Genomic DNA, 25,633 nt, shown 5'->3' on the forward strand with positions numbered 1-25,633 from the left:
GCGGAGGGCTATCGGCCCAGCTGTCCGATTGCCGAGGCAGCGATCCCGGTCAACAGCAGGTCGGCGGCCTGCGACGGGGTGAACCAGCCGGCCCGCGCCGTCGAGCCGCCGGCGGATTCGGTGACCACCGCGTCAGTAGGTACGTCCACCAGCACCCGATAGATCACCCGTACGCCGTGCCAGTCCAGCGGGCGCCCCTCCGGGCCGAGCGCGGCGGGGTTGTGCAGATTGTCCACGCCGAGCAGCTCCACCACCCGGCCCAACTGGCCGCCCTCCTCGACCAGCTCACGGAGCAGCCCGGTGGTCGGCTGCTCGCCGTGATCGGTGCCGCCACCGGGCAGGTGCCACATGCCGGCTCCCGGATAACCGTCGGCGATCTGGGTGAGCAGGATCCGCCCGGCCGGGTCGGTGACCAGCCCGTACGCGCCGAAGCGCAGCCGGCGGTCCGGGTGCACCGGCGGGAACGGCTCACCGGGCCGGTGCGCTCCGGTCGGGAGCGGGATGACCGGCAGGCCGAGCAGCTCGGCGCTGAACGGTGCCAGCGGCAGGCGGGCCACCTCGGCCGGGGCGAGCCAGCGGGCCTGGTCGGTCGGGCCGTCCACGGCGTCGCGCAGGGCACCGCCACGCACACTCAAGTCGAACGCCAACCGGTCGGTGTGCAGCGCGACGTCGTCCTCCGGGTAGGTGGTCACGTCGGCAACCACCGCCCGCAGCCGGTCCACCGCCACGGTCAGCCCGGTCTGCCGGGAGACCTCGCGGACCACGGCGTGCTCCGGATGCTCGGCGTGCGCCACCGCACCCCCCGGCAGCCGCCAAACCCCCAAGCTCCTGTCCCAAACAACCAAAACCCGACCCAATTCCCACAAAACCCCATAAACCCCCACCCGCCGCATTTCCATCCCGCTCCCCGCCGCCGGTTGTCCCCGTCGATCATGAAGTTATCGCCGTCCATCTCGGCGCGTCCTGACAATAACTTCATGATCAACGCGGGGAGGGGGTTGGGGGGAGGGAGGGAGGGAGGGAGGGGTGGGGGGTGGGAGGGGTTAGGTGAGTTGGGCGGCTTGGACTGCTTCGGCGGTTACCTCGGTGAGGTGGTGGGTGGGGAGGGCGCCCAGCTCCTCGCGGGCGAACCAGCGGGCCTCGCAGGTGGAGCCGCCCACGTCGGCCACGGTCAACGGGTCGGGCTTGTCGACCACCACGCGGTAGAAGGCGCGTACGCCGTGCCAGTCGATCGGGTAGCCCTCCGGGCCGAGCGAGGCGGCGTCACGGTGGCTGGCCACCCCGAGCAGCTCGACCAGGCGGCCGGTCTGCCCGGTCTCCTCGACCAGCTCCCGGATCAGCGCCGCGCCGGGCTGCTCGCCGTAGTCCGTGCCGCCGCCGGGCAGGTGCCAGCAGCCGGCGCCCGGGTAGCCGGCGGAGACCCGGGTGAGCAGCACCCGGCCGGCCGGGTCGGTGCACACCGCGTACGCGGCGAAGCGCTGCGCCCGGTGCAGCCCGTCCGGGCCGGGCACCGCGTAGAACGAGGGGAACTCGGGCACCTCGTCGGGCACCACGTCGGCCGAGGAGGCGGGCAGCCCGAGGGCGCGCGCGCTGAACGAGCGCAGCGGCAGGTCGCGCGCCTCGTCGAGGGTGTACCAGCGAGCCAGGTCGGTGGGGCGGTCGCCCACCCGGTCGGCCAGCGTGCCGCCGCGCACCGCCACCCGGTAGATCAGCCGGTCGGTGTGGATGGTGATGCCGCGCTCCGGCAGCGCCCGCATGTCGGCGAGCACGTCGGCCAGACCCGAGACGGCGACCGAGAGACCCGTCTCGGTGGCGGTCTCCCGGACCACCGTGTGGTTCGGGTCCTCGCCATGGTCGACCGCCCCGCCGGGCAGCGACCACACACCGGGTGTGCCGGAGCGCTCCGATGCGCGGACCAGCAAGAACCGGCCGTCTGAGTCAGCACAAACTGCGTATGCCGCGATCCTGCGGAGCGGCTCCAGCAAGGTGGTCACGGGAGCAAATTCTCCCCGGGCAGGGTTACCGGAACGGAAAAGAGTCAGATTCCTGACTGTCTGACCCCGATCAGGGGCTGGTCAGGGTAAGGATCCGGGCGGTCACCGAGGCCGGGAGAGACAGCGGCGCGGACTGTGGAGACATGACACCCACCACCGCTCCCCGCGCTCCGTACAAGCAGCTCCGGCGACCCACCACCGACCGCATGGTGGCCGGGGTCGCCAGCGGTCTCGGCCGCTACTTCGCCGTCGACCCCACCCTGGTCCGGGTGATCTTCGCGGTCACCGGCCTGCTCACCGGCGGGCTCGCGCTGTTCGCGTACCCGATCATGTGGTTCCTGATGCCCGAGGAGCCCAGCGGCGCGCCGGCCTGGCCGCACGCGGCGGGCACCGCGCCGCAGACCGGTCCGCCGCCCACCGCCGGGCCCGCGCCCGGCGGGCCATGGCCGGGGTACGCCCCGACGCCGCCCTACCCGTCGGCGAGCCCGCCCAGCACACGACCGGCGGATGAGGCGCCTCCGGCCGCGTGAGGTGCGCTCACTCCCACTCGATGGTGCCCGGCGGCTTGCTGGTCACGTCCAGCACCACGCGGTTGACCTCGGCCACCTCGTTGGTGATCCGGGTGGAGATCCGGGCCACCACCTCGTAGGGCAGCCGTGACCAGTCGGCGGTCATCGCGTCCTCGCTGGAGACCGGGCGCAGCACCACGGGATGCCCGTAGCTGCGCCCGTCACCCTGCACGCCGACACTGCGCACGTCGGCCAGCAGCACCACCGGGAACTGCCAGACGCCGCGGTCCAGGCCGGCGGCGGTCAGCTCCTCCCGGGCGATCAGGTCGGCCTGGCGGAGCAGGTCGAGCCGCTCCTGGTCGACCGCGCCGATGATCCGGATGGCCAGGCCGGGGCCCGGGAACGGGTGCCGCCAGATCATCGCCTCGGGCAGGCCCAGCTCCAGGCCGAGCGCCCGGACCTCGTCCTTGAACAGCGTGCGCAGCGGCTCGACCAGCGCGAACTTCAGGTCCTCCGGCAGGCCGCCGACGTTGTGGTGGCTCTTGATGTTGGCGGTGCCGGTGCCGCCGCCGGACTCCACCACGTCCGGGTAGAGGGTGCCCTGGACCAGGAACTCCACATCGCCGTGCGAGGCGACCTCGCGGGCGGCGGCCTCGAAGACCCGGATGAACTCCCGACCGATGATCTTGCGCTTCTGCTCCGGGTCGGTCACCCCGGCCAGCGCGCCGAGGAACCGCTCCGCCGCGTCGACCACCTTCAGCTTGATGCCGGTGGCCGCCACGTAGTCCTTCTCCACCTGCTCGGCCTCGCCGGCACGCAGCAGGCCGTGGTCGACGAAGACGCAGGTGAGCTGGTCACCGACCGCCTTGTGCACCAGCGCGGCGGCGACCGCCGAGTCCACCCCGCCGGACAGGCCGCAGATGACCTCTTTGTCGCCGACCTGGGCGCGGATCCGGGCCACCTGCTCGTCGATGATGTTCTCGGGCGTCCAGGTCGGCTCGATGCCGGCGATGTCGTACAGGAAGCGGGTCAGCATCTCCTGGCCGTGCGCGGTGTGCCCGACCTCCGGGTGGAACTGCACCCCGGCCCGGCGACCGGCCAGATCCTCGAACGCGGCCACCGGCGCACCCGCCGACTCGGCGGTCACCGTGAAGCCCTCGGGCGCCTCGGTGACGCAGTCGCCGTGACTCATCCAGACCGGCAGGTCGGCCGGCAGGTCGCGGAGCAGTACACCGGGGTCGAGGAGGCGGGGGCGCAGCGGTGTGCCGCCGTACTCGCGGTTGCCCGTCTTCGCGACCGTGCCGCCGAGCGCCTGGGCCATCGCCTGGAAGCCGTAGCAGATGCCGAAGACCGGCACGTCGGCGGTGAACATACCGGCGTCGATCTGTGGCGCGTCCGGCGCGTAGACGCTGGACGGGCCGCCGGAGAGGATGATCGCGGCCGGGTTCTTCGCCAGCATCTCGGCGACCGGCATCGAGTGCGGCACGATCTCGGAGTAGACCCTCGCCTCGCGGACCCGGCGGGCGATGAGCTGGGCGTACTGGGCTCCGAAGTCCACCACAAGGACGGGGCGAGGCAGGCTCATGTGCACAAAGCCTACCGACAGTCACGGCCGCTCCCGCCCCGCCCCGCCGCCCCCGCACCCTCCCTTCCAAGATCCTGCACTGACCGCCTCACCAAACAGGACATACGCCCCGTAGCGGCGAACCCGCCCGCGAGATCGCCGAGGGGTGAGTCAGGGACGCAGGGCGGCCGGTGCCTCGGGTGGGACAGCCGGGGCTCGGGGTGGGACCGGGTCCAGGCGGCGGTAGGGGGTGCCGAGTGGGGGGCGCGGGTCCGGGTCGTTCTTGTTGGGCCAGAGGGACATGGCGCGTTCGGCCTGGGCCGTGATGGTCAACGATGGGTTGACGCCCAGGTTGGCCGAGACCGCGGCTCCGTCCACCACGTGCAGCCCGGGGTGCCCGTACACCCGGTGGTAGGGGTCGATCACCCCGTCGGCCGGGGTGGCCCCGATCGCCGCCCCGCCCAGGATGTGCGCGGTCATCGGGATGTCGAAGGGCTCGGTGAGCGAGCCGCCGGGCGTACCACCGATCTCCTCGGCGAGCAGCCGCGCCGCCGTGTTGCCGGCCGGGATCCAGGTCGGGCTCGGCGTGCCGTGGCCCGGGCCGGTGACCAGCCGACGGCCGAACACGCCGCGCCGCCACCGGGTGGTCAGCGAGTTGTCCAGCGACTGCATCACCAGGGCGATCACCGTCCGCTCCGACCAGCCGCGCACCGACAGCATCCGGGCGGCCAGCCCGGGCTGCCGCACGATGCTGCCCAGCCAGCGCCGGACCCGGTGCGGACCACCGTCGACCAGCAGCGACTGGAGCAGCCCCATCGCGTTGGAGCCGCGCCCGTAGCGGACCGGCTCGATGTGCGTCTGCGGGTCGGGATGGAACGAGCTGGTGATGGCCACCCCCTCGCTGAAGTCCAACCGCTCGGCCCGGGCCCGCTGGCGCGCCACCGAGGCGCCGAGGATCGCCTCCGAGTTGGTCCGGGTCAGCTCGCCGAGGCGGGACGAGAGCCCGGCCAGCGCACCGTCGGCCTTCATCTCGTGCAGCAGCCGTTGGGTGCCGAGCGCGCCCGCGGCGAAGACCACCTGGTCGGCGTGGATCACCTGGCGGCGGTGACGCAGCCAGGCGCCGGTGCGGACCGTGTGCACCTCGTACCCGCCGTCGGCGGCCGGTTTGACGGCGGTCACCGTGGTCAGCGGATGCACCGTGGCGCCCAGCCGCTCGGCGAGCCAGAGATAGTTCTTGACCAGTGTGTTCTTCGCCCCGTGCCGGCAGCCGGTCATGCACGAGCCGCAGTGCAGGCAGCCGGTGCGCTCCGGGCCGGCGCCGCCGAAGTACGGGTCGGCGACCCGCTCGCCGGGGCGGCCGATGTGCACGCCCACCGGGGTGGCGTGGAAGGTGTGCCCCACCCCCATCCGGTCGGCCACCGCCCGCATGGCCCGGTCCGCGCCGGTGTTCAGCGGGTACGTGGTGACACCGAGCATCCGCTTCGCCTGGTCGTAGTGACGGGCCAACTCGTCACGCCAGTCGGTGATGTCCCGCCACTGCGGGTCGGTGTAGAAGGCCGGCAGCGGCTCGTAGAGGGTGTTCGCATAGACCAGCGAGCCGCCGCCCACCCCGGCTCCGGAGAGCACCAGCACGCCGCCACCCGATCGCCGGTCGGCCGGGCGGAGCAGGGTGAGCCGCTGGATGCCGTAGCAGCCCAGCTTCGGTGCCCACAGGAACCGACGGGCCCGCCAGGACGTCTGCGGGAACTCGTCGTCGGCGAAGCGTCGGCCGGCTTCCAGCACGCCGACCGAATAGCCCTTCTCGGCCAGCCGGAGCGCGGTGACGCTGCCGCCGAAGCCGGACCCGATGACGACCACGTCATACCGCATGGACGCATCATTACTCGCGAGTAGCGCTCGCGCCAGCGCCCGTTTTCGCGCGATCATGCACCGGCCGACCGACCCGGCGCCTCCCGGCCGCAACCTGGAGCACTCGTCGGGGCGTTGTTCGGATACGGGTGGGAAGGACGTCCAACATGAACCTCGCGTCGATGGCGCCGCGTCGACGGTGGCTGCTGCTGGGGCTGGCGGCCCTCGCCGTCGTCGCGCTGGTCGCGGCCGGGGCTGTGGTGATCACCCGGCTGACCGGCAACGACACGCCCGACCGGACGGCACCGGTGGCCGGCTCACCGAGCGCCACGCCGGCCGGCACGCCCACCCCCAGCCCGACCGGGCCGCCGCCGGGCGCCAACATCACCGGTCCGCTGAACCTGCTGCTGGTCGGGGTGGACACCCGGGTCAGCGTGCCCGGCTGGGAGCCGCACGCCGACGCCGTGCTGGTGCTGCACGTACCCAAGGGGCTGGGCCGGGCGTACCTCTTCTCCCTCCCCCGCGACCTGCTGGTGGACATCCCGGCGTTCCCGAAGGCCGGCTACGCCGGTGGCAAGACCAAACTCACCCACGCGATGAGCTACGGCAGCCGGGTGCCGGGCAAGCCCAAACAGCCGAGCACAGCCCAGGGGTACGAACTGCTGCGCAGCACGGTCAGCGGGTACACCGGGCTCCGCATCGACGCCGGCGCGGTGCTCACCTTCACCGGGTTCGACCGGCTGGTGAACGCCCTGGGCGGGGTGGACGTCTACATCGACCAGCGGGTCGCCTCGCTGCACCGCCGGCCGGACGGTAAGCACCGGGAGAGTGTGCCCGGCGGCTACACCGGGCCGCAGATGGTCTACGAGAAGGGCGAGCGGCACCTCAACGGCTGGCAGGCGCTGGACTACGCACGGCAGCGCTACATCACCGGCGGCGACTATGCCCGGCAGCGCCACCAGCAGCAGCTGATCCGGGCGCTGACCCGCAAGATCCTGGACGAGGGCCTGGCCCGGCAGCCGGAGCGGGTCGACCAGGTGGTCGCCGCGCTGGGCGACACCCTGATCTACGTCGGTGGCCGCCGGATCGTCGACCTGGCGTACGCGTTGGGTGGGGTGCCGGAGGACCGGTTCGTGCTGGTCGGCCTGCCCGGCTCGGGCGTCGGCAAGGGCAGCGCCTATCGCGGCGAACAGCTCACCAGTGTCGGCCAGAAGTTCATCACCGAACTCCGTGCCGGCCGCGCCGACGCCTACCTGTCCGCCCACCCCACCCTACGCATCAAAACCTGACCCCCTCCCCGCCGCGGTCTTGAGCTTTCGGTCCCCAATTCGCGGCGGGAAGGGGATGGGTCGTCAGAGGGCTTTGGGGGTTGAGGGCTTCTTGGTGCCGTAGAGCCAGGCGTCGAAGAGAGCGTCGAGTTGCTTGCCGGAGATGCGCTCGGCGAGGGCCACGAACTCGGCGGTGGTGGCGGTGCCGTTGCGCTTCTCCGCCGCCCAGGTCTTGACGATCTCGAAGAACGCCTTGTCGCCGACGGCCACCCGCAGCGCGTGCAGGGTCATCCCGCCGCGCTGGTAGACCGACTCGCTGAACAACTCCTTCGCCCCCGGCTTGCCCGGCGGCGTCTTCCACACCTGGGCCGGCACCTGGGCGTACCGGATGTCGAACGCCTGCTTGGCGGTGTACTCCTTGGAGTGCTCGGCCCAGAGCCACTCCGCGTACGTCGCGAAGCCCTCGTTGAGCCAGATGTCCTCCCACTTGGCCAGCGCCACACTGTCGCCGAACCACTGGTGGGCCAGCTCGTGGGCGACCACCTCGGTGTTCTCGCCGCGCCGGAAGAAGCCGGCGGAGTAGACCGGACGGCTCTGCGTCTCCAGCGCGTACGCGATGCGGCTGTCGGAGACCACCACGCCGCCGTACGCGTCGAACGGGTACGGCCCGAACACGCTCTCCAGGTAGTCGGCCACCTTGACGGTCTGCGCGATCGACGCGTCCGCGGCGCCCTTGGCCACCGTGGTGGTGACCGCGTTGTACACCGGCCGTCCCTTGTGCTCGGCGGTGGTGATCCGGAACTTGCCGATCACCAGCGTGCTCAGGTAACTGGCCATCGGCGACTTCTCCGACCACTTCCAGGTGGTCCAGCCGTCCGTGCTTGCCTTGCCGCCCGGCACACCGTTGCTGACCGCGGTGAGGCCGTCCGGGACGGTGATCTCGAAGTCGTACGCGGCCTTGTCGGACGGGTGGTCGTTGACCGGGAACCAGGTGCTCGCCGACTCGGGCTGGCCCAGCGCGATGGCACCGTCGGAGGTGTGCAGGAAACCGCCCTCGCCAAGCACCTCGTTCTTCAGCGGCTTCGGCACCCCCTCGTAAACGATCTCGGCGACGAAGCCGTTGCCCGTGATCAGCCCGGCCGCCGGCTTGATCACCAGCTCGTTCTTCTCCCGGGTGTGGGTGGCCGGTGCGCCGTCCACGGTGACCGTCTTGACGGTCAGGCCGGCCAGGTCGAGGTTGAACGTCGACAGGTCGGCCGTCGCGGTGGCCTGCACGGTGGCCGTGCCGGTCAGCCGATCCTTCTCCGGGTCGTAGCGCACCTTGACGGTGTACCGCCCGACGTCGTAGCCGCCGTTGCCGTAGCTCGGGAAGTAGGCGTCGCCGACCCCGGCCGCGCCCGCGGTGAAGGTCCGCGACGGCGTCGGGGACGCACTCGGCGACGGCGCCGCCTCCGGGGCGGCCGAGTTGCATCCGGACAGTGCAAGCGCCCCGGTCACCAGCAGACCGACACCAACCCGCAACCTGCGCCTCGTCACCCGCATCACGAGCCTCCCCCGTACGGTGGCGGAGGCGGCCTCCGCCGCTCCGCGCGAGCGGCAACTCCCGGCCGATCGCAGGCGGCAGCCTATCGATCGGTCATCACGGTCCCGTCACGGCAGGGTGGGCGCCGCGCCACCCACCAACCAGGCGTCGAACAGCGGGCGTAGCTGCCGGTCGGCCACCCGCTCGGCCAGCGCGACGAAGTCCGCGGTGGTGCCGCTGCCCGCCGCCCGCTCGGTGGTCCAGGTGTGCAGGATGCGGAAGAACGTGGCGTCGCCGACGGTCCGACGCAGCGCGTGCACGGCGAGCGCGCCACGCTTGTAGACGGCGGCGCCGAACATCCGCTCCCGGCCCGGCTCGACCGATGGTTGCGACCAGTCGGTCGAGGCGTACTGGAGCTCGAAGTTGCGCTGCGCGGTCCGGCCGCCGTCGTGCTCCTCCCACAGCCACTCGGCGTAGCTGGCGAAGCCCTCGTTGAGCCAGATGTCCCCCCACCTGGTGAGCGACACGCTGTCGCCGAACCACTGGTGGGCCAGCTCGTGCGCGACCACGCCCGGGTTGGGCCGGTCGTCGGCGAAGAAGGCGGGCCCGTAGACGGGCCGGGACTGGGTCTCCAGCGCGTAGGCGACCCGGTCGTCGGCGACGACGATCCCGCCGTACGACTCGAACGGGTACGGGCCGAAGCGGCTGGCCAGGAAGTCGACGATCTCTCCGGTGCGGGCCAGCGAGCCGGCCGCGCCACCGGTCGCCGGCAGGCTCGCCGCCACCGCGGTGATCATCGGCTGGCCGGCGTGACTGCCGGTCACCACCCGGTAGTCGCCGATCACCAGGGTGCTCAGGTAGCTGGCCATCGGGGTGCGCTCCGACCAGCGCCAGGTGGTCCAGCCGTCGGCGCTGCTCTTCGGCCCGGGCACGCCGTTGCTCAGCGCGGAGAGACCATCCGGGACGGTCACCGCCAGTTCGTAGCTGGCCTTGTCCGACGGGTGGTCGTTGACCGGGAACCAGGTGGCGGCGGAGTCGGGCTGGCCGAGCGCGACCGCGCCGTCGGCGGTGTGCAGGAAACCGCCGCTGCCCAGCGCCCCGTCGCTGACGGCGGTCGGTACGCCGGCGTAGTCGACCGTCACGGTGAACGGCCGGCCGCGTGACAACCCGTCGGGCGGGGTCACCACCAGCTCGCCGTCGTCGCGGCGGTGTTCGGCCCGGGTGCCGTTGACGGTGACCGCGCCGACCTGCAGACCGACCAGGTCCAGGTTGAACCGGGACAGGTCCTGGGTTGCCGTCGCCGTGATGGTGGCCCGGCCGGTCAGCCGGTCGGTCGCCGGGTCGTAGCGGACGTCCAGGTGGTAGTTCTTGACGTCGTACCCGCCGTTGCCGTGGCCTGGAACGTACGGGTCTCCGGCGTCGGCGGCACCCGGCCGGAACATGTCGCGGTCGGCGCCCGTGCAGCCGGCCGCGCCCAGCGCGATCGCGCTGGTCAGCGCGGTGACGGCGACGGCCACCCGGCGCCGGGGCGGTCTCCGTCCGGTCAGGACCATGCACACTCCTCCTGCGACGTCCCCGGTCACGACGAGCGTAGCCAGCGCAGGCGGACGCGAGGCCGGTATCGACGATCATCAGTGACTTTCGTCGATCCAAACAAAAGTTGGTGCTGATCGATACTTTCTTTTGGCTTCGACCGACGTTAGTGTCTGTCTCCAAGATGTAACGCGTTCGGAACATTCACGCCGACCGCTACCGGAGACGGGGCCTCGTCCCGGCTCGACACGCCGTGGCGGCGGCGTGGACCTGCCCCTTCAACTTCGCGGCACCGCGCGGTCCCGGTCCACCGGGAGCGCGGAACGGGCGCTCGGCGGCGCCCCGCGACCTACCCTCTCGCACCTCTGCTGATCGTTATCGACGGCAAACCGCCGTCGCGAAAGGTGGACCAATGCCAGACCAGATCGCACCCGACGCCTCTTCTGCCGGCCGGCTCAGCCGCCGGTCACTGCTCGCCGCGTCCGCCGGCGCCGCCGCCGCGCTCGGCGCGGCCGGCCTGCCGGTGCTCGCCACCGGCACCCCCGCACTCGCCCACTCCAAGGACAGGGACAAGGGAAAGAGCAAGCTGCGGGTCGAGCCGCTGATCCCGTCGAAGAACCGCGGCATCATCCTCTACAGCGTCCGGGACCGGATCACCGCGGCGCCCGACGACAGCGGCGTGCCGTACGGCTTCGAGCGGGTCCTCGCCCGGCTCGCCGAGATCGGCTACAAGGAGATCGAGTTCGCCGGCTACACCCAGAACACCGCGATCCTCGGCCGGCAGATCACCCCGACCGAGATCCGCAAGATCCTCGACGACAACGGCCTGGTGGCCAACGGCACCCACGCCTCGATCCAGGCGGCCACCTTCCAGCAGCAGCTGGACATCGCCGAGGAACTCGGCATGAAGAACATCGGCACCGGCAGCGACCCGACCAACAGCGCGTACAAGGCCGACTGGGACGCCGCCGCCGACACCTGGAACGAGCTGGGCCGGCAGGCCCGGGCCCGGGGCATGCGGCTCTACACGCACAACCACGACGCCGCGTACAGCTTCCTGCTCGACTCCGGGCCCCTGGACGACCAGGGCCGCCCCACCCGTTCCTCCGGCGTCCGGCGGCTGGAGTACTTCTTCGGCAAGACGGACCCCCGGTACGTCTACTTCGAGCTCGACATCTACTGGGCCTACGTGGCCCGGTACAAGCACCAGAAGTACATCGACCCGACCGGCCGCGAGGTGACCGACCTGTTCGACCCGATCCTCACCGTGGCCGACCGGACCACCCGGTTCCCGCTCTTCCACGCCAAGGACGGCGACCGGGACACCAGCGTGCCCAACGGCCACCAGATGACCCCGCTGGGCGAGGGCGACCTCAACTTCCAGCAGTTCTTCCAGACCATCGGCGAGCGGGACTTCCACCACGCCAACTGGGAGATGGACACCGCCCCCGGTGGCACCGCCAACCGGGCCCAGTCGCTCGACTTCGCGGCGCTCAGCTACCGCAACATGTCCGACCTGACGATCTACCTCAAGAAGTGACCCCCGGCGTGGCCGGCGTCCCTCCGACGCCGGCCACGCCGCACCTCGCCGGCGACGCCGCCGGCGGCCGGTGACCGAACGGTCGACCACCGGCCCGGTCACACCGCGCCTCCCGTACGGCGACGGGACGCGCCCGGTCCCATCCCCCCACGCAGTCGCGCTGCCGGCCCCAACAGGCCGGGGATGCCGCGCGCCTGCCGACCACCGGAGGAACGATGACCCGACCGACCGGACGACGATGGCTAGCCGTCGCCGCTGGACTCATCCTCACCATCCCCCTCACCTCCGCCGTCCCCGCCGCCGCCGCACCGACCGACGACGCGCCCCCGAGCACGCCGGCCGTCGTGGAGAACGGGCCGGCCGCGCTCCGCTCCGCCGCCCGCGCACCGCAGACCTACCGGGTGCTGGTGTTCACCAAGACCGCCGGTGAGCGCCGGGCATCCATCACCGACGGCGTCGACACCATCCGGAAGCTGGCCCAGGCGAACGACTTCAAGGTCACGGTGAGCCGGGACGCCGCCGTGTTCACCGCCGCCGAGCTCGCGAAGTACCGGGCGGTGGTCTTCCTCAACACCACCGGTGACGTGCTCAACGCCAGCCAGGAGGCGGCCTTCGAGTCGTACGTCAAGGCCGGCGGCGGCTACGTCGGCGTGCACGCGGCGGCGGAGACCGAGCCGGACTGGGCCTTCTACCAGGACCTGGTCGGCGCGAAGGTGGCCGGCGCCTCGCCGGTCGTCCGCGGCGTGGTGGACGTGGCCGACCGGGCCCACCCGGCGACCGAGACGCTGCCGCGCACACTCACCCTCACCGAGGAGTGGTACAACTTCAACCGCAACGTCCGGGGCACCGCGCACGTCCTGGGCACGGTCGACGAGAAGACCTACACCGGCGGCGCCATGGGGTACGACCACCCGGTCACCTGGTGCAAGGACTACCAGGGCGGTCGATCCTTCTACACCGGCCTCGGGCACAGCATCGAGACGTACCGCTCGGCGAAGTTCCGCGAGCACCTGCTCGGCGGCATCCAGTGGTCCGCCGGCGTGATCGAGGGCGACTGTGGCGCCACGGTGCTCGGCAACTACGAGAAGGTCACCCTCAACGACGACCCCGGCGAGCCGATGTCGCTGGCCGTGCTCCCGGACGGCCGGGTGCTGCACAACACCCGCGGCGGCGAGGTGCGGCTCTACGACCCGGCCACCGGTGCCAGCCCGGTGATCACCACCGTCGACGTGTACCAGCACGACGAGGACGGCCTCCAGTCGGTGGCGATCGACCCGGACTTCGCGACCAACAAGTGGGTCTACATCTACTACGCGCCGAAGCTGAACACCCCGGTCGACAACCCGGCCACCCCGGGCGTCAACGAGGGCGACGCACCGGCCACCTCCACCGACCCGACGGTCTGGGACAAGTTCAAGGGCTACAACCAGCTCTCCCGGGTCAAGCTGGTGGACTCCCCCACCCCGCACCTGGACATGAGCACCGAGCAGCAGATCCTCCGCGTCGACGTGGACCGCGGCATCTGCTGCCACGTGGCCGGTGAGATCAAGTTCGACGGTAAAGGGCTGCTCTACCTGGTCACCGGGGACGACACCAACGCCGGCGGCTCCGACGGGTACACCCCGATCAACGAGTCGCCGACCCAGGGCCCCGGCTACGACGCGCAGCGCTCCTCCGCCAACACCAACGACCTGCGCGGCAAGCTGCTGCGGATCAAGGTGCGGGCCAACGGCACGTACACCGTCCCCAAGGGCAACCTCTTCCCGGAGGAGCAGGACACCGCCGGGAAGACGCGGCCGGAGATCTTCCTGATGGGGCTGCGCAACCCGTTCCGCTACGACGTGGACGCCCGGGGCATGGTCTACGTGGGCGACTACTCGCCGGACTCCCGTGTCCCCAGCGCCACCCGCGGGCCGGACGGCACCGGCCGCTGGTTCGCCACCAACAAGGCCGGCAACTACGGCTGGCCGTACTGCTACTCGCCGAGCCTGCCGTACATCGACTTCGACTTCGTCACCCGGACCTCGGGCGCCCCGTTCAACTGCGGCGCGCCGGTCAACAACTCGCCGCGTAACACCGGCCTGCGGGTGCTGCCGAAGGTCGAGCAGCCGCAGTTCTGGTACACGTTCGACGGACGCACCCCGTGTGCCGGCTCGTACCTGGAGAACCCGCCGGTCGGCTGCGACTTCAAGTGGCCGGTGATCGGCACTGGCGGCGTCGGCCCGATGGGCGGCCCGATCTACTCGTACGACCCGGCGTCGACCTCGGAGGTGAAGTTCCCCGAGTACTACCAGAACGCGGTGGTGTTCGGTGAGTTCACCCGGGACAAGATCTTCATGATGCGGACCGACGGCAAGGGCGCCCTGACCGGGGTCGAGCAGTTCCTGCCGGGCGTCGTCTTCGACAACCCGATGGACATGGAGTTCGGCCCGGACGGCTCGCTCTACCTGCTGGAGTACGGCGACGGCTTCTTCCGGGCCAACCCGGACGCGCAGCTGTCGGTGATCCGGTACGTCAAGGGCCAGCGGTCGCCGGTGGCGAAGCTCGACGCCACCCCGACCTCGGGGACGGCACCGCTGACCGTGCAGTTCTCCTCGGCCGGCAGCTACGACCCGGACCCGGGTGAGTCCATCTCGTACGCCTGGGACTTCACCAGTGACGGCACGGTCGACTCGGCCGACCCGAGCCCGTCGTTCACCTACACCGCGAACGGGACGTACACCGCCAAGCTGACGGTGACCGACTCCAGCGGACGGACCGCGGTGCTCACCAAGGAGATCGTGGTCGGCAACACCGCGCCCACGGTGACCGTCACCTCCCCGGTGGCCGGCAGCTTCTTCACCTGGGGTGAGAGTGTGCCGTTCACCGTCACGGTGACCGACCCGGAGGACGGGCCGGTGGACTGCTCGCGGGTGACCGTGACCTTCGTCCTCGGCCACGACAGCCACGGCCACCCGGACAGCTCCACCACCGGCTGCACCGGCATCCTCGCCACGCCGGCCGACGGCGGTGACCACGCCGGCGGGTACCTGTACGGCGGGATCAGCGCCTCGTACACCGACCTCGGTGGCGGCGGCCAGGCCGCACTCACCACGGTCGGCCAGGCGATCATCCAGGCGCCCCGGCAGCAGGCCGAGAACGCCCAGGTGAAGCAGGGCGTCGAGGTGGCCAACACCGGCGACACCGGTGGCGGGCAGCACGTCAGCGGGATCGACCCGGGCGACCACGTCGCCTTCGACCCGATCAACCTGGGCGGGGTGACCACCGTGACGCTGCGGCACTCGGGAGGCTCGGCGGCCACCGCCGGCACCGCCCGGGCCGGGGTTGAGCTGCGGCTCGACTCGCCGACCGGCCCGGTGGTCGCCACGGCGACGCTGAACGCGACCACCGGCAACGGGGCCTTCACCAGCACCACGGTGCCGGTGGACCAGCCCGCCGGGGCGCACCGGCTCTACCTGGTCTTCAGCGCCGTACCCGGCGGCCCGACCAGCGGCCTGGTCAACCTGAACTGGGTCGAGTTCACCGAGGGCTGACGCCCCCGGTACGACGGAGGCCGGCCCCGCAGCGTGGCGGGGCCGGCCTTCCGGCGTACGGGGGAGGTCAGCGGTCGAGGACCAGGCCGACCTTCTGGAACTCCTTGAGGTCGCGGTAGCCGCACTTGGCCATCGCGCGGCGCAGCCCGCCGAACAGGTTGAGCTGGCCGTCGGCCTCGTCGGCCGGGCCGAAGAGCAGCTGCTCCATCGACCCGATCGGGTCGCCGGAGACCTCGAACGCGCCCCGGGGCAGCGACGGGTGGCTGGCCGCCGAGTGCCACCAGGCACCACCGGCGGGCGCCTCGTCGCAGAGCGACAGCGGCTCGCCGAGCATCACCGCGTCCGCGCCGCAGCCGAGCGCCTTGGCGATGTCACCCGAGGTCTGGATGTCACCGTCGGCGATCAGGTGCACGTACCGGCCGCCGGTCTCGTCGAGGTAGTCCCGGCGGGCCGCTGCGGCGTCGGCGATCGCGGTGGCCATCGGCACCCGGATGCCCAGCACCGACTCGGTGGTCGACCACTCGTCGCCGCCGATGCCCACGATCACGCCGGCCGCGCCGGTGCGCATCAGGTGCAGCGCGGTCTTGTAGTCCGTGCAGCCGCCGACGATCACCGGCAGGTCGAGGTCGGCGATGAACTCCTTGAGGTTCAGCGGCTCGTCGGTGGTCGAGACGTGCTCGGCCGAGACGATGGTGCCCTGGATGACGAGGATGTCCACCCCGGCGTCCAGGATCACCGGGGCCAGCGCCAGGGTGTGCTGCGGGGAGACCCGCACCGCCACCGTGCTGCCACCGGCGCGCAGCTCGCGGACCCGCTCCGCGATCAGGTCGGGGCGGATCGGCTCGGCGTACACCTCCTGGAGCCGCTTGGTGGCGCGGGCGTCCTCGTCGAGGCCGGCCAGCTCCTCCAGCACCTTGGTCGGGTTCTCGTAGCGGGTCCACAACCCCTCGACGTTGAGCACGCCGAGGCCGCCGAGCTCACCGAGCCGAACCGCCGACGACGGGCTCATCGTGGCGTCGGAGGGGTGCCCGACGCACGGGATGCCGAACGGGTACGCGTCGAGCTGCCAGGCGGTGGAGACGTCGTCGACGTCCCGGGTCCGGCGGCTCGGCACGATGGCGATGTCGTCCAGGTGGTAACCGCGCTGCGCGGTCTTGCCCAGCCCGATCTCGACCACGTCACGCATGGGGGACTCCAGGTTGTTGGGGGATGGTCAGCGGGAGTGGTAGTTGGGCGCCTCGACGGTCATCTGGATGTCGTGCGGGTGGCTCTCCTTGAGCCCGGCCGCGGTGATCCGGATCAGCTGGCCACGCCGGTGCAGCTCGGGGATGCTCTCCGCGCCGACGTACCCCATCGCGGCGCGCAGCCCGCCGGTGAGCTGGTGGGCGACCGCGGACAGCGGGCCCCGGTAGGGCACCTGGCCCTCGACGCCCTCGGGGACCAGCTTGTCCTCGGCGAGCACGTCCTGCTGGAAGTACCGGTCCTTCGAGTACGACTTGGCCTGGCCCCGGGACTGCATCGCTCCGAGCGAGCCCATCCCGCGGTACGCCTTGTACTGCTTGCCGTTGATGAAGATCAGGTCGCCCGGGCTCTCCTCGCAGCCGGCCAGCAGGCTGCCGAGCATCACCGTGTCGGCGCCGGCGACCAGTGCCTTGGCGATGTCGCCGGAGTATTGAATGCCGCCGTCGCCGATCACCGGCACGCCGGCCGGGCGGGCGGCCCGGGCCGCCTCCATGATCGCGGTGATCTGCGGCACGCCGACCCCGGCGACGATGCGGGTGGTGCAGATCGCGCCCGGACCCACGCCGACCTTGATCCCGTCGGCGCCGGCCTCGACCAACGCCCGCGCGCCGGCGTACGTGGCCACGTTGCCGCCCACGATGTCGATGGCGACGTCCTTCTTGAGCTGCCGGACCATGTCCAGCACGGCCCGCTGGTGGCCGTGCGCGGTGTCCACGATCAGCACGTCCACGCCGGCGTCGACCAGGGTGCGGGCCCGCTTGTACGCGTCCTCGCCGACCCCCACGGCGGCGGCCACCCGCAGCCGGCCCGCGTCGTCCTTGGTGGCGTCCGGGTACTGCTCGCTCTTGGTGAAGTCCTTGACGGTGATCAACCCGCGCAGCCGGCCCGAGTCGTCGACGATCGGCAGCTTCTCGATCTTGTGCTGGCGCAGCAGGTCCAGTGCCTCGTCCTTGCTCACCCCGACCCGGGCGGTGACCAGCGGCGTCCGGGTCATGATCTCCCGTACCGGGGTGTTCGGCTCGGAGACGAAGCGCATGTCGCGGTTGGTGACGATGCCGACGAGCTGGCCGTCGCCGTCCACCACCGGCACGCCGGAGATCCGGTACCGCCCGCACAGCTCGTCGACATCGCGCAGGGTGTCGTCGGGGCTGGCGGTCACCGGGTTGGTGATCATGCCGGACTCGGAGCGCTTGACCAGGTCGACCTGGAGGGCCTGGTCCTCCAGCGAGAGGTTGCGGTGCAGCACGCCGATGCCACCCTGGCGGGCCATGGCGATCGCCATCCGCGCCTCGGTGACGGTGTCCATGGCACTGGAGAGCAGCGGGACGGTCAACTCGATGTTGCGGGTGAGGCGGGTGCGGGTGTTGACCCGGCTCGGAACCACGTCCGACTCGCCCGGCTGGAGCAGCACGTCATCGAAGGTGAGGCCGAGCGGAACCACCCGGGCCGAGCCGGCGGGCAGCTCGGGCAGGTGGCCGCCCAGGTCGGCGTGCTCGGCGCCGGCCGGAAGATCGTTGTTGGGCGAATTTTCCACGATTGCTCCCCTGAGCTGCTCGGATGGGCTTCAGCGAGGTGGCGCGGGCGGGCACCGGAACATGCCACGGTGCCGGCACGTCGTCCCATCGTACCCAGTGAGCTGGGCGACCTCTGCCGGTGGCGGGCCGGCCCGGCGCGGTGCCGGGGGCGGACGTCCCCGCCGCGTTGGGTCTACGGTGAGGGGGTGCACGAGGAGCCCATCGACCCGTTCAACGGCGACCCGGCCGACCCGACCGCGGGGCTGGACGATCCGGGCGACGACGCGACGCCGGATCCGCTGACCGACGTCGAGCGGCAGGATGTGCTGGAGGACCTCGCCGACCTGGAGATCTACCAGGCGCTGCTGGCACCGATCGGGGTCCGCGGGCTGGTCATCGAATGCGAAGACTGCCGAGAGCCGCACTACTTCGACTGGGATCTGCTCCGGGGCAACCTGCGCCACCTGCTCAACTCGGGCCGCCCCCGGGTGCACGAGCCGGCGTACGACCCGGACCCGGACCACTACGTGACCTGGGACTATGCCCGCGGGTACGCCGACGGGGTGCACGACACCCTGACCGAGGGCACCGAGGACGAGCCGGGCGCTTCCCCCTCCACCGACTGACCCCCGTCCTGACCCCGCCGGCGTTCGCGCCGGCAGGATCGTGCTGCGACAAGGAAACAGTGGCCTCCCGGTTCGGGGAGGCCACTGCATCCTGGATCGAGCACGATCAGGCACGTGGGTGGGTGGGTGGGTCAGGCGACCAGGCCGGCGCGGAACCCGGCGGCCACCGCGTGGGCGCGATCCCGGGCGCCGAGCTTGCGGAACAGCCGGCGGGCGTGGGTCTTGACGGTGTCCTCCGAGACGAACAACTCCCGGCCGATCTCCGCGTTGCTCTTGCCCTCGGCCATGCCCAGCAGCACCTGAAGCTCCCGCTCGGTGAGCCCGATCGACGCCCGGGCGGGCCGGGCAGCCGGGTTGGGACGGGGCGGGTCGCTCTGCTGGTCGGTCGCCGACTCACCGGTCGCCGGCTCAGGCTCGTCGTCGCCCCGCTGCACCGGCACCGACGGCACACCAGCCGGGCCCTCGGCGGACGCGGCGGCCCAGCCCGGCTCGGCCGAGCCGCGCAGCGACGGCGCGGAGCGGGCGGAACCCCCGACCGCCGCCGTGTCCCGGGCCGGATCGGTGGCCCGTTGCCGGGTGGCCCGGCCGGGCGCGGTGAGCAGCAGCAGGGCCTTGGCCACCGCGCTGGTCAGGTCGTGGTCGGCGTTCTGGATGAGGCCCCGGGCGCCGGCGCTGATGGTGGCCGCCGCCGCCTCGGACTCCTCGGCGCCGAGCAGCAGCACCGCGGCCTGCGGCGCGCGGGCCAGCACCCGGCGCACGAAGCCGGCGCTGTCCGGCCGGGTGAGGGCCGTGTCGGCCAGCACCACGTCGGCCGGCCGCTCGGCCAGCCGCAGCATCACCTCGGGATCGGAGACAGCGGTACGAACGATCGCGGACAACCCCAGCCGCGCGGCCGCGGAAGTCAGGTGCTGGGCCGCGAGTGGTGTCCGAACGCACACAAGAACGCTACGCACTGTGATCTCCTCTCCGACCACGAGCAGACCATGACGGGGTCGGCCGGGGAGGGGGTTCCCGGCAATCCTCCGAACTTTTCCGACAGATGGGTCAAAAGCCGCAAGTTCTGGGGCGTTCTCGATCACAGAAGTGTGAGCCGGGGACAGCCCGGGTACCGAGAAATCCAGGCCGGAAACGGTGCGCCTGCGCGGCCCGCCGCCCGGAAGCCGGCCACAAGGATCTCGCGGTGCCGCGCGGGAGGAGGGGTGCTGATGTCGAACGTACGTAGACTGCCCGGACCCATCGTCGATCTCTGGGACTGGCAGCGTCTCGGTGCCTGCCGTGGGCGGGACAGCGCTCAGTTCTTCCACCCCGATGGCGAGCGGGGCTCCTCCCGGTTGCGTCGGGAGTCCTCCGCCAAGGCGGTCTGCCGTGCCTGCCCGGTCCGTGCCGAGTGCGCCGCGCATGCGCTGTCGGTCCGCGAGCCGTACGGCGTGTGGGGTGGCTTCAGCGAGTCGGAGCGGCTACGCCTGCTCGCCGTCGGCTGGGAGGACCTGGCGGACCGCCGGCAGGCCCGGGTCGACGTGACCCGACTGGAGGCCCGACTGGGCCACCCGCACAAGTCGACCGTCCCGGCCCAGCGCAACGTCGCCTGACCCGGCACTCCCCCGCGACACCGCGAACCGCGCCCCCACCCGCTGGGGGCGCGGTTTCCGCGTCTTCCGGGTCGGAGCGCACGGATCTTGGACAGTTTCCGTTAGCACGGAGCGGAAACTGTCCAAGATCTCCACGGGAAACCCCGCACCGCCGCCGCCCCGCGGTCAGCGGACGTTGACGGTGACCGTGTGCCAGCCGGTGGCGCCGTCCGGGACCACACCCTGCTCACGCTCGGTCTGGGTCTCCCCGGTCGCGTCGGTCGCCCGGACCTGGAGCCGGTGCTCGCCCGGCGTGGCGTCCCAGCGCCACGACCACTGCACCCAGGTGTCCACCGACACCGTCGGGGCCAGCTCCGCCTCCTGCCAGGGGCCGCCGTCGACGCGTACCTCGACCCGGCGGATGCCCCGGTGCTGCGCCCAGGCCACCCCGGCCACCGTCACCGGGCCGGCGGTCAGCCGGTTGCGCGAGCGCGGCGCGTCGATCCGCGACTGGGTCTTGATCGGCCCCTGGACGGACCAGCCCCGCGGCACCCAGTACGCGTCGAAGTCGGCGAACCGGGTCAGCTCCAGCTCGGTCACCCACTTGCACGCCGACACGTAGCCGTACAGGCCGGGCACCACCATGCGGACCGGGAAGCCGTGCTCGACCGGCAGCGGCTCCCCGTTCATGCCGATCGCCAGTAGCGCGTCCCGCCCGTCGCGCAGCGCGGCGGTGGGGGTGCCGCAGGTCCAGCCGTCGACCGACCGGCCGACGACCTGGTCTGCGTCCGCGTCCGGCTGGACCTCGTCCAGCAGTTCACGCAGGGGTACGCCGAGCCACCGGGCGTTGCCGATCAGGTCCCCGCCCACCTCGTTGGAGACGCAGGCCAGCGTGACGTACCGCTCGACCAACGGCCGGGCGAGCAGGTCGGCGTACGTGTAGGTGCGCTCGGTGCCGACCCGCCCATGGATCCGCAGCCGCCACGTCGCCGGGTCCACCTGCGGCACCACCAGCGCGGTGTCGATCCGGTAGAACCCGAAGTTCGGGGTGACGTACGGCGCGAGCTGGGCCAGCGAGAGGTCGGCGCCCGCCGGCAGGGCCGGTGCGGGGGCGACCGGCGCGGGCAGCCGGATCGCGTCCCGGGCCGCGGACACGCCGCGCCGCCCGGCCAGCCAGCGCCCGCCGAGTCCGGCCACCGTGGCCGTGCCCAGCAACACCCCGGCGCCGGTGAGGAATCTCCGCCGCGACTCCGGGTTGACCCCGTCGTCCGACGCCCGCCCAACGGGCACCGGCGGCGCGGCCGGCGTCACCGGGACCGGCAAGCCGTCCGAGCCCACCGAGCCCGGCAAGCCGTCCGAGCCCACCGAGCCCGCCGGCGCGGCCGGAGTGGGTGGAGTGGGTGGAGTGGGTGGGGACCAGGGCCACGGGTCCAGCTCCAGCGGACCGGCGATGAACATCCACAGCACCAGGGCGCCGAGGCCGCCGCCGACCAGCGACGGCAGCGCGTCGGCGGCGTCCGCGCCGGGACGGGTCAGCGCGGCGGCCACGCCGACGGCGGCGAACGCCGCGATGCCGGCCAGGCCGAGGGCCAACCGGCGCACCGCCAGCACTCCCAGCAGCGCGGCGAACGCTCCCAGCAGCAGCGCGGTGCCGACCAGGAGGGCGATCTTGTCGGCGGTGCCGAAGAGGTCGATGGCGAGCTGCTTCAGCGACTCCGGGACGGCGTCGACGACCACCCCGCCGACCGCGACCAACGGTGCCGACCGGGGCCCGGTCAGCACCGCCACCGGTTCCGCGATCCCGATCGCGACGGCGGCGGCGGTGACTCCGGCCAGCGCGGCGTACCGCCGCGACATGGTGCTCATCGGCCCAGTGTGCGCGGTCATCTCGCCCGGCCGCCAACCACGTCAGCGCTCGGTGCTGACCCCGGACGCGGACCGGGGCACACCGTCATACGACGGTGTGCCCCGGGAAGGTACCGCTACCGGGTCAGAAGCCCGGGCCGTGCTGGTGGCCGTGACCGTGGCCGTGCCCGCCGCCGGCGGCCGGCTCGGCCTGCTCCGGCTTCTCCACCACGAGGCTCTCCGTGGTGAGCAGCAGGCCGGCGATCGAGGCGGCGTTGGTGACCGCGTTGCGGGTCACCTTCACCGGGTCGATGATGCCGGCCTTGACCAGGTCGACGTACTCGCCGGTGGCGGCGTCGAGGCCGTGGCCCCACTCCTTGCCGGCAACCTTCTGGACCACGACGTAGCCGTCGTGGCCGGCGTTCTGCGCGATCCAGCGCAGCGGCTCGACCAGCGCCTTGCGCACGATCGAGACGCCGACCTTCTCCTCACCGGTGAAGCCCAGGTCGTCGTCGAGCACCGGAAGGATCTGCACCAGGGCGGCGCCGCCGCCGGGCACGGTGCCCTCCTCGACCGCAGCCTTGGTCGCCGCGATGGCGTCCTCGATGCGGTGCTTGCGCTCCTTCATCTCGACCTCGGTCGCCGCGCCCACCTTGATCACGGCGATGCCGCCGGAGAGCTTCGCCAGCCGCTCGGCCAGCTTCTCCCGGTCCCAGTCGGAGTCGGAGGCCTCGATCTCCTTGCGGATCTGGGCCACCCGGTCGGCAACGTCGGAGGACTGGCCGCCGCCGTCGACGATCGTGGTGTTCTCCTTGTCGACCACGACGCGCCGGGCGGTGCCGAGCACCTCCAGGCCGACCTGGTCGAGCTTGTAGCCCAGCTCCGGGGCGACCAGCTCGGCGCCGGTGGAGATCGCGATGTCCTGGAGCATGGCCTTGCGCCGGTCACCGAAGCCCGGGGCCTTCACGGCGCAGACCTTGAGGGTCTTGCGCAGCGAGTTGACCACCAGGGTGGAGAGCGCCTGGCCGTCCACGTCCTCGGCGATGATTAGCAGCGGCTTGCTGTTCTGCAGGACCTTCTCCAGCAGCGGCAGCAGCTCCTCGATCGCCGAGATCTTCTGGGTGGTGACCAGGATGTACGCGTCCTCAAGGACGGACTCCTGACCCTCCAGGTCGGTGACGAAGTTCGGCGAGATGAAGCCCTTGTCGAACTGGAGACCCTCGGTCACGTCCAGCTCGGTGGTGAGCGCGGAGCCCTCCTCGACGGTGATGACACCATCGCGGCCGACCCGCTCCATCGCCTCGGCGATCAGCTCGCCGATGGTGGAGTCCTGCGCGGAGATCGTCGCCACGTTCGCGATCGACTCCTTGCCGGTGACCTCGGCCGCCCGGCCGAGCAGCGCCTCGGAGATCTTGGTGGCCGCCGCGTCGATGCCCCGCTTGAGGCCGGCCGGGTTGGTCCCGGCGGTGACGTTGCGCAGGCCCTCGCGGACCATCGCCTGGGCCAGCACGGTCGCGGTGGTGGTCCCGTCGCCGGCGACGTCGTTGGTCTTGGTCGCCACCTCCTTGACCAGCTGCGCGCCGAGGTTCTCGTAGGGATTGGTGAGCTCGATCTCCTTGGCGATGGTCACACCATCGTTGGTGATCGTCGGCGCACCGAATTTCTTGTCCAGGACGACGTTGCGCCCGCGCGGGCCGAGGGTGACCTTGACCGCGTCAGCGAGGGCGTTGACACCGTGCTCCAGCAGGTGCCGGGCGTCGTCCGAGAAGCTAAGGATCTTCGCCATGAATGTCCCTTCGAAGCGCCGTTGCCCCGGCCCGGCGAGCCGGACCGGGGCAACGACACTGATCGGTTGCTTACTTCTCGATGACCGCGAGGACGTCGCGGGCGGAGAGCACCAGGTACTCCTCGCCGGCGTACTTGACCTCGGTGCCGCCGTACTTCGAGTAGAGGACGGTGTCGCCGACCTTGACGTCAACCGGAACTCGGTTGCCGTTGTCGTCGACGCGCCCCGGGCCGACAGCGAGGACAGTGCCCTCCTGCGGCTTCTCCTTGGCGGTGTCGGGGATCACGATGCCCGACGCCGTGGTGGTCTCAGCCTCGTTCGCCTGGACCACGATGCGGTCCTCGAGCGGCTTGATCGCAACCTTGGTCGCGGTAGTCACGGGCATACCCTCCTGGGGTACTGGTTTCGTTGCCGGTCGGCGAGGCCAACCAGCGTCAATCTGCCTCATGCCACCGGGCGGGGCCGTCGTCGCGGGTGCCGGTCCGCCTGGCGTTTCGCACCCGGGTCGTGAGACCCGGGAGCTGGCACCCTCAGGGTGAGAGTGCTAATCGCAGGTTATTCCGTGGCTAGCACTCCGTCAAGGAGAGTGCCAACGCACCCTCCGCCGTGTCGCCACAGTTCCGCCAGTCGTTACCGCAACACGCCGGGAGCAGCTCGCCGCACCGTGGCCACCTCCCTACCGTCGGTTGCCACCACCGGATGCCGACGAAGGGGAGCCGAGTGACCCGGATACCGACCCTGACGTTCCTGCACGAACAGCTACGCCGGGCACGCCAGGCGCGCGGGCTCAGCCAGGAGGAGCTGGGCAAGCTGGTCAACTACTCATCGTCGTACGTGAGTGCGGTCGAGACCGGGCAGAGCCCCGTCAAGCCGGACTACCTGGCCCGCATCGACTCAATCCTGGACACCGGCGGCCTCTTCGTCGGCATGCTGGAGCTGGTCCGCTTCCACGCCGCGCCCGACTGGTTCCGCCCGTGGGACGAGATCGAGCGGGAGGCGGCGGCGCTGCGCTGGTACGACCCGACGGTGATCCCCGGCCTGCTCCAGTCCGAGGGGTACGCGCGGGCGATGCTCGGTGTGCTCGGCGAGCTGACCGCCGAGGAGGTGGAGACGCGGGTGGTGGCCCGGCTCGCCCGGCAGTCGCTGCTGACCGCCGACCCGCGTCCGCAGCTCGTCGCGGTGCTGGAGGAGCACACGCTGCGCCGCCAACTCGGCGACCGGGAGACCATGCGCGACCAGCTCCAGCACCTGCTGGCCGTGGGCACCGCACCGAACGTGCAGGTCCGGGTCGTGCCGGCCGACGCCCCCTGGCACATCGGGCTCCATGGCCCGTTCATCCTGGCCCGACTTGAGAGCGGTGCCGAGCTGGCCCACCTGGACAACCAGCTCCGCGGGCAGACCGTGGACAGCCCGAACGACGTTGCCGCCCTGGAGCGGCGCTGGGAGACTGTGACCGGCGAGGCACTGCCATGCCGGCAGTCCGCCCGGCTGATCGAGGAAGTGGTGCAGACATGGACCTGACCCACGCCACCTGGCGCAAGGCCTCCCGCAGCAACGCCAACGGCGGTGCCTGCGTCGAGGTCGCCGACAACCTGCCCGGCGTGGTCGCCGTGCGCGACAGCAAGGACCCGACCGGGCCGGCGCTCACCTTCACCCCGGCGAGCTGGCGGGCCTTCGTCGCCGCCACGCCCACCGACTGACACCACCGTCCAGCCAGCCCGGCCGGCCCGGGACAATGACC

At 71.8% G+C, this 25,633-nt stretch carries 20 protein-coding genes; 8 read left to right on the forward strand and 12 right to left on the reverse strand.

Annotation, left to right across the window (positions count from 1 at the left end; translation table 11 throughout):
• Positions 1-8: 8 nt before the first annotated feature.
• The gene (locus ACFY29_RS18520) at positions 9-899 is read right to left on the reverse strand and encodes an NUDIX domain-containing protein (protein WP_386987638.1); all 891 of its coding nucleotides are present in this window, start codon (positions 897-899) and stop codon (positions 9-11) included.
• 144 nt (positions 900-1,043) lie between these two features.
• Positions 1,044-1,994 (reverse strand): NUDIX hydrolase, encoded by a 951-nt coding sequence (locus tag ACFY29_RS18525; protein WP_386987641.1) that lies wholly within the window; start codon positions 1,992-1,994, stop codon positions 1,044-1,046.
• Between the two features lie 143 nt (positions 1,995-2,137).
• Between ACFY29_RS18525 and ACFY29_RS18530 the strand changes: the two genes are divergently transcribed.
• A complete protein-coding gene (locus tag ACFY29_RS18530; protein WP_355608120.1) occupies positions 2,138-2,524 on the forward strand; it encodes a PspC domain-containing protein in 387 nt (128 codons plus the stop codon).
• Between the two features lie 7 nt (positions 2,525-2,531).
• On the opposite strand, the gene guaA is transcribed toward ACFY29_RS18530, so the two are convergent.
• Positions 2,532-4,088 (reverse strand): glutamine-hydrolyzing GMP synthase, encoded by a 1,557-nt coding sequence (gene guaA / locus ACFY29_RS18535; RefSeq protein ID WP_328420314.1) that lies wholly within the window; start codon positions 4,086-4,088, stop codon positions 2,532-2,534.
• Between the two features lie 150 nt (positions 4,089-4,238).
• A complete protein-coding gene (locus ACFY29_RS18540) occupies positions 4,239-5,936 on the reverse strand; it encodes an FAD-dependent oxidoreductase (protein WP_386987645.1) in 1,698 nt (565 codons plus the stop codon).
• A gap of 146 nt (positions 5,937-6,082) precedes the next feature.
• Between ACFY29_RS18540 and ACFY29_RS18545 the strand changes: the two genes are divergently transcribed.
• Entirely contained in the window at positions 6,083-7,204 is a 1,122-nt protein-coding gene (locus ACFY29_RS18545) for an LCP family protein (protein ID WP_386987649.1), read from the forward strand.
• Between the two features lie 63 nt (positions 7,205-7,267).
• On the opposite strand, the gene ACFY29_RS18550 is transcribed toward ACFY29_RS18545, so the two are convergent.
• Entirely contained in the window at positions 7,268-8,725 is a 1,458-nt protein-coding gene (locus ACFY29_RS18550) for a M1 family metallopeptidase (RefSeq protein WP_386987652.1), read from the reverse strand.
• Between the two features lie 108 nt (positions 8,726-8,833).
• Positions 8,834-10,258: a M1 family metallopeptidase gene (locus tag ACFY29_RS18555; RefSeq protein ID WP_386987655.1), complete on the reverse strand. Its 1,425-nt coding sequence runs from the start codon at positions 10,256-10,258 to the stop codon at positions 8,834-8,836.
• A gap of 392 nt (positions 10,259-10,650) precedes the next feature.
• Here ACFY29_RS18555 and ACFY29_RS18560 point away from each other — a divergent pair, with 392 nt between their 5' ends.
• Together ACFY29_RS18560 and ACFY29_RS18565 are read left to right on the forward strand one after the other, a co-directional pair.
• Positions 10,651-11,778, forward strand: a complete 1,128-nt coding sequence (locus tag ACFY29_RS18560) for a sugar phosphate isomerase/epimerase (protein ID WP_328420324.1) — start codon at positions 10,651-10,653, stop codon at positions 11,776-11,778.
• Between the two features lie 215 nt (positions 11,779-11,993).
• Positions 11,994-15,311 (forward strand): ThuA domain-containing protein, encoded by a 3,318-nt coding sequence (locus ACFY29_RS18565; protein WP_386987660.1) that lies wholly within the window; start codon positions 11,994-11,996, stop codon positions 15,309-15,311.
• A 67-nt stretch (positions 15,312-15,378) separates the two neighbouring features.
• Here ACFY29_RS18565 and ACFY29_RS18570 read toward each other — a convergent pair whose 3' ends face one another.
• Together ACFY29_RS18570 and guaB are read right to left on the reverse strand one after the other, a co-directional pair.
• On the reverse strand, positions 15,379-16,497 hold the full coding sequence (locus tag ACFY29_RS18570) for a GuaB3 family IMP dehydrogenase-related protein (protein ID WP_328420328.1): 1,119 nt from the start codon (positions 16,495-16,497) through the stop codon (positions 15,379-15,381).
• 27 nt (positions 16,498-16,524) lie between these two features.
• On the reverse strand, positions 16,525-18,087 hold the full coding sequence (gene guaB / locus ACFY29_RS18575) for an IMP dehydrogenase (protein WP_328420330.1): 1,563 nt from the start codon (positions 18,085-18,087) through the stop codon (positions 16,525-16,527).
• Between the two features lie 186 nt (positions 18,088-18,273).
• Between guaB and ACFY29_RS18580 the strand changes: the two genes are divergently transcribed.
• Positions 18,274-18,693, forward strand: a complete 420-nt coding sequence (locus ACFY29_RS18580) for a DUF5319 domain-containing protein (RefSeq protein ID WP_386987663.1) — start codon at positions 18,274-18,276, stop codon at positions 18,691-18,693.
• Between the two features lie 131 nt (positions 18,694-18,824).
• Here ACFY29_RS18580 and ACFY29_RS18585 read toward each other — a convergent pair whose 3' ends face one another.
• On the reverse strand, positions 18,825-19,646 hold the full coding sequence (locus ACFY29_RS18585) for a response regulator transcription factor (RefSeq protein ID WP_386987666.1): 822 nt from the start codon (positions 19,644-19,646) through the stop codon (positions 18,825-18,827).
• A 252-nt stretch (positions 19,647-19,898) separates the two neighbouring features.
• Here ACFY29_RS18585 and ACFY29_RS18590 point away from each other — a divergent pair, with 252 nt between their 5' ends.
• The gene (locus ACFY29_RS18590) at positions 19,899-20,282 is read left to right on the forward strand and encodes a WhiB family transcriptional regulator (protein WP_328420336.1); all 384 of its coding nucleotides are present in this window, start codon (positions 19,899-19,901) and stop codon (positions 20,280-20,282) included.
• 165 nt (positions 20,283-20,447) lie between these two features.
• Here the strand turns inward: ACFY29_RS18590 and ACFY29_RS18595 are convergent, their stop codons facing one another.
• From ACFY29_RS18595 to groES, 3 genes are all read right to left on the reverse strand, one after another.
• On the reverse strand, positions 20,448-22,127 hold the full coding sequence (locus ACFY29_RS18595; RefSeq protein WP_386987670.1) for a molybdopterin-dependent oxidoreductase: 1,680 nt from the start codon (positions 22,125-22,127) through the stop codon (positions 20,448-20,450).
• Positions 22,128-22,251: 124 nt separating this feature from the next.
• Positions 22,252-23,892, reverse strand: a complete 1,641-nt coding sequence (groL, locus tag ACFY29_RS18600; RefSeq protein ID WP_328420342.1) for a chaperonin GroEL — start codon at positions 23,890-23,892, stop codon at positions 22,252-22,254.
• 70 nt (positions 23,893-23,962) lie between these two features.
• Positions 23,963-24,277, reverse strand: coding sequence for a co-chaperone GroES (gene groES / locus ACFY29_RS18605; RefSeq protein ID WP_130404589.1), 315 nt, complete (start codon positions 24,275-24,277; stop codon positions 23,963-23,965).
• A 335-nt stretch (positions 24,278-24,612) separates the two neighbouring features.
• Here groES and ACFY29_RS18610 point away from each other — a divergent pair, with 335 nt between their 5' ends.
• Positions 24,613-25,413, forward strand: a complete 801-nt coding sequence (locus tag ACFY29_RS18610; protein ID WP_386987674.1) for a Scr1 family TA system antitoxin-like transcriptional regulator — start codon at positions 24,613-24,615, stop codon at positions 25,411-25,413.
• Positions 25,404-25,592 carry a DUF397 domain-containing protein gene (locus tag ACFY29_RS18615; RefSeq protein WP_386987676.1) on the forward strand — a complete coding sequence of 63 codons (189 nt, stop codon included), beginning with the start codon at positions 25,404-25,406 and terminating at the stop codon, positions 25,590-25,592. Before ACFY29_RS18610 ends, ACFY29_RS18615 begins: the two co-directional genes overlap by 10 nt.
• Positions 25,593-25,633 lie beyond the last annotated feature (41 nt).

The organism is Micromonospora sp. NPDC000668, from assembly GCF_042897975.1.
Lineage (GTDB): Bacteria > Actinomycetota > Actinomycetes > Mycobacteriales > Micromonosporaceae > Micromonospora.

Coding starts and splice junctions, on each gene's coding strand:
- ACFY29_RS18520 (WP_386987638.1), bottom strand. CDS start 899: ATGGAAATGCGGCGGGTGGGGGTTTATGGGGTTTTGTGGGAATTGGGT.
- ACFY29_RS18530 (WP_355608120.1), top strand. CDS start 2,138: ATGACACCCACCACCGCTCCCCGCGCTCCGTACAAGCAGCTCCGGCGA.
- guaA (WP_328420314.1), bottom strand. CDS start 4,088: ATGAGCCTGCCTCGCCCCGTCCTTGTGGTGGACTTCGGAGCCCAGTAC.
- ACFY29_RS18540 (WP_386987645.1), bottom strand. CDS start 5,936: ATGCGGTATGACGTGGTCGTCATCGGGTCCGGCTTCGGCGGCAGCGTC.
- ACFY29_RS18545 (WP_386987649.1), top strand. CDS start 6,083: ATGAACCTCGCGTCGATGGCGCCGCGTCGACGGTGGCTGCTGCTGGGG.
- ACFY29_RS18550 (WP_386987652.1), bottom strand. CDS start 8,725: ATGCGGGTGACGAGGCGCAGGTTGCGGGTTGGTGTCGGTCTGCTGGTG.
- ACFY29_RS18555 (WP_386987655.1), bottom strand. CDS start 10,258: ATGGTCCTGACCGGACGGAGACCGCCCCGGCGCCGGGTGGCCGTCGCC.
- ACFY29_RS18560 (WP_328420324.1), top strand. CDS start 10,651: ATGCCAGACCAGATCGCACCCGACGCCTCTTCTGCCGGCCGGCTCAGC.
- ACFY29_RS18565 (WP_386987660.1), top strand. CDS start 11,994: ATGACCCGACCGACCGGACGACGATGGCTAGCCGTCGCCGCTGGACTC.
- ACFY29_RS18570 (WP_328420328.1), bottom strand. CDS start 16,497: ATGCGTGACGTGGTCGAGATCGGGCTGGGCAAGACCGCGCAGCGCGGT.
- ACFY29_RS18590 (WP_328420336.1), top strand. CDS start 19,899: ATGTCGAACGTACGTAGACTGCCCGGACCCATCGTCGATCTCTGGGAC.
- ACFY29_RS18595 (WP_386987670.1), bottom strand. CDS start 22,127: ATGAGCACCATGTCGCGGCGGTACGCCGCGCTGGCCGGAGTCACCGCC.
- groL (WP_328420342.1), bottom strand. CDS start 23,892: ATGGCGAAGATCCTTAGCTTCTCGGACGACGCCCGGCACCTGCTGGAG.
- groES (WP_130404589.1), bottom strand. CDS start 24,277: ATGCCCGTGACTACCGCGACCAAGGTTGCGATCAAGCCGCTCGAGGAC.
- ACFY29_RS18615 (WP_386987676.1), top strand. CDS start 25,404: ATGGACCTGACCCACGCCACCTGGCGCAAGGCCTCCCGCAGCAACGCC.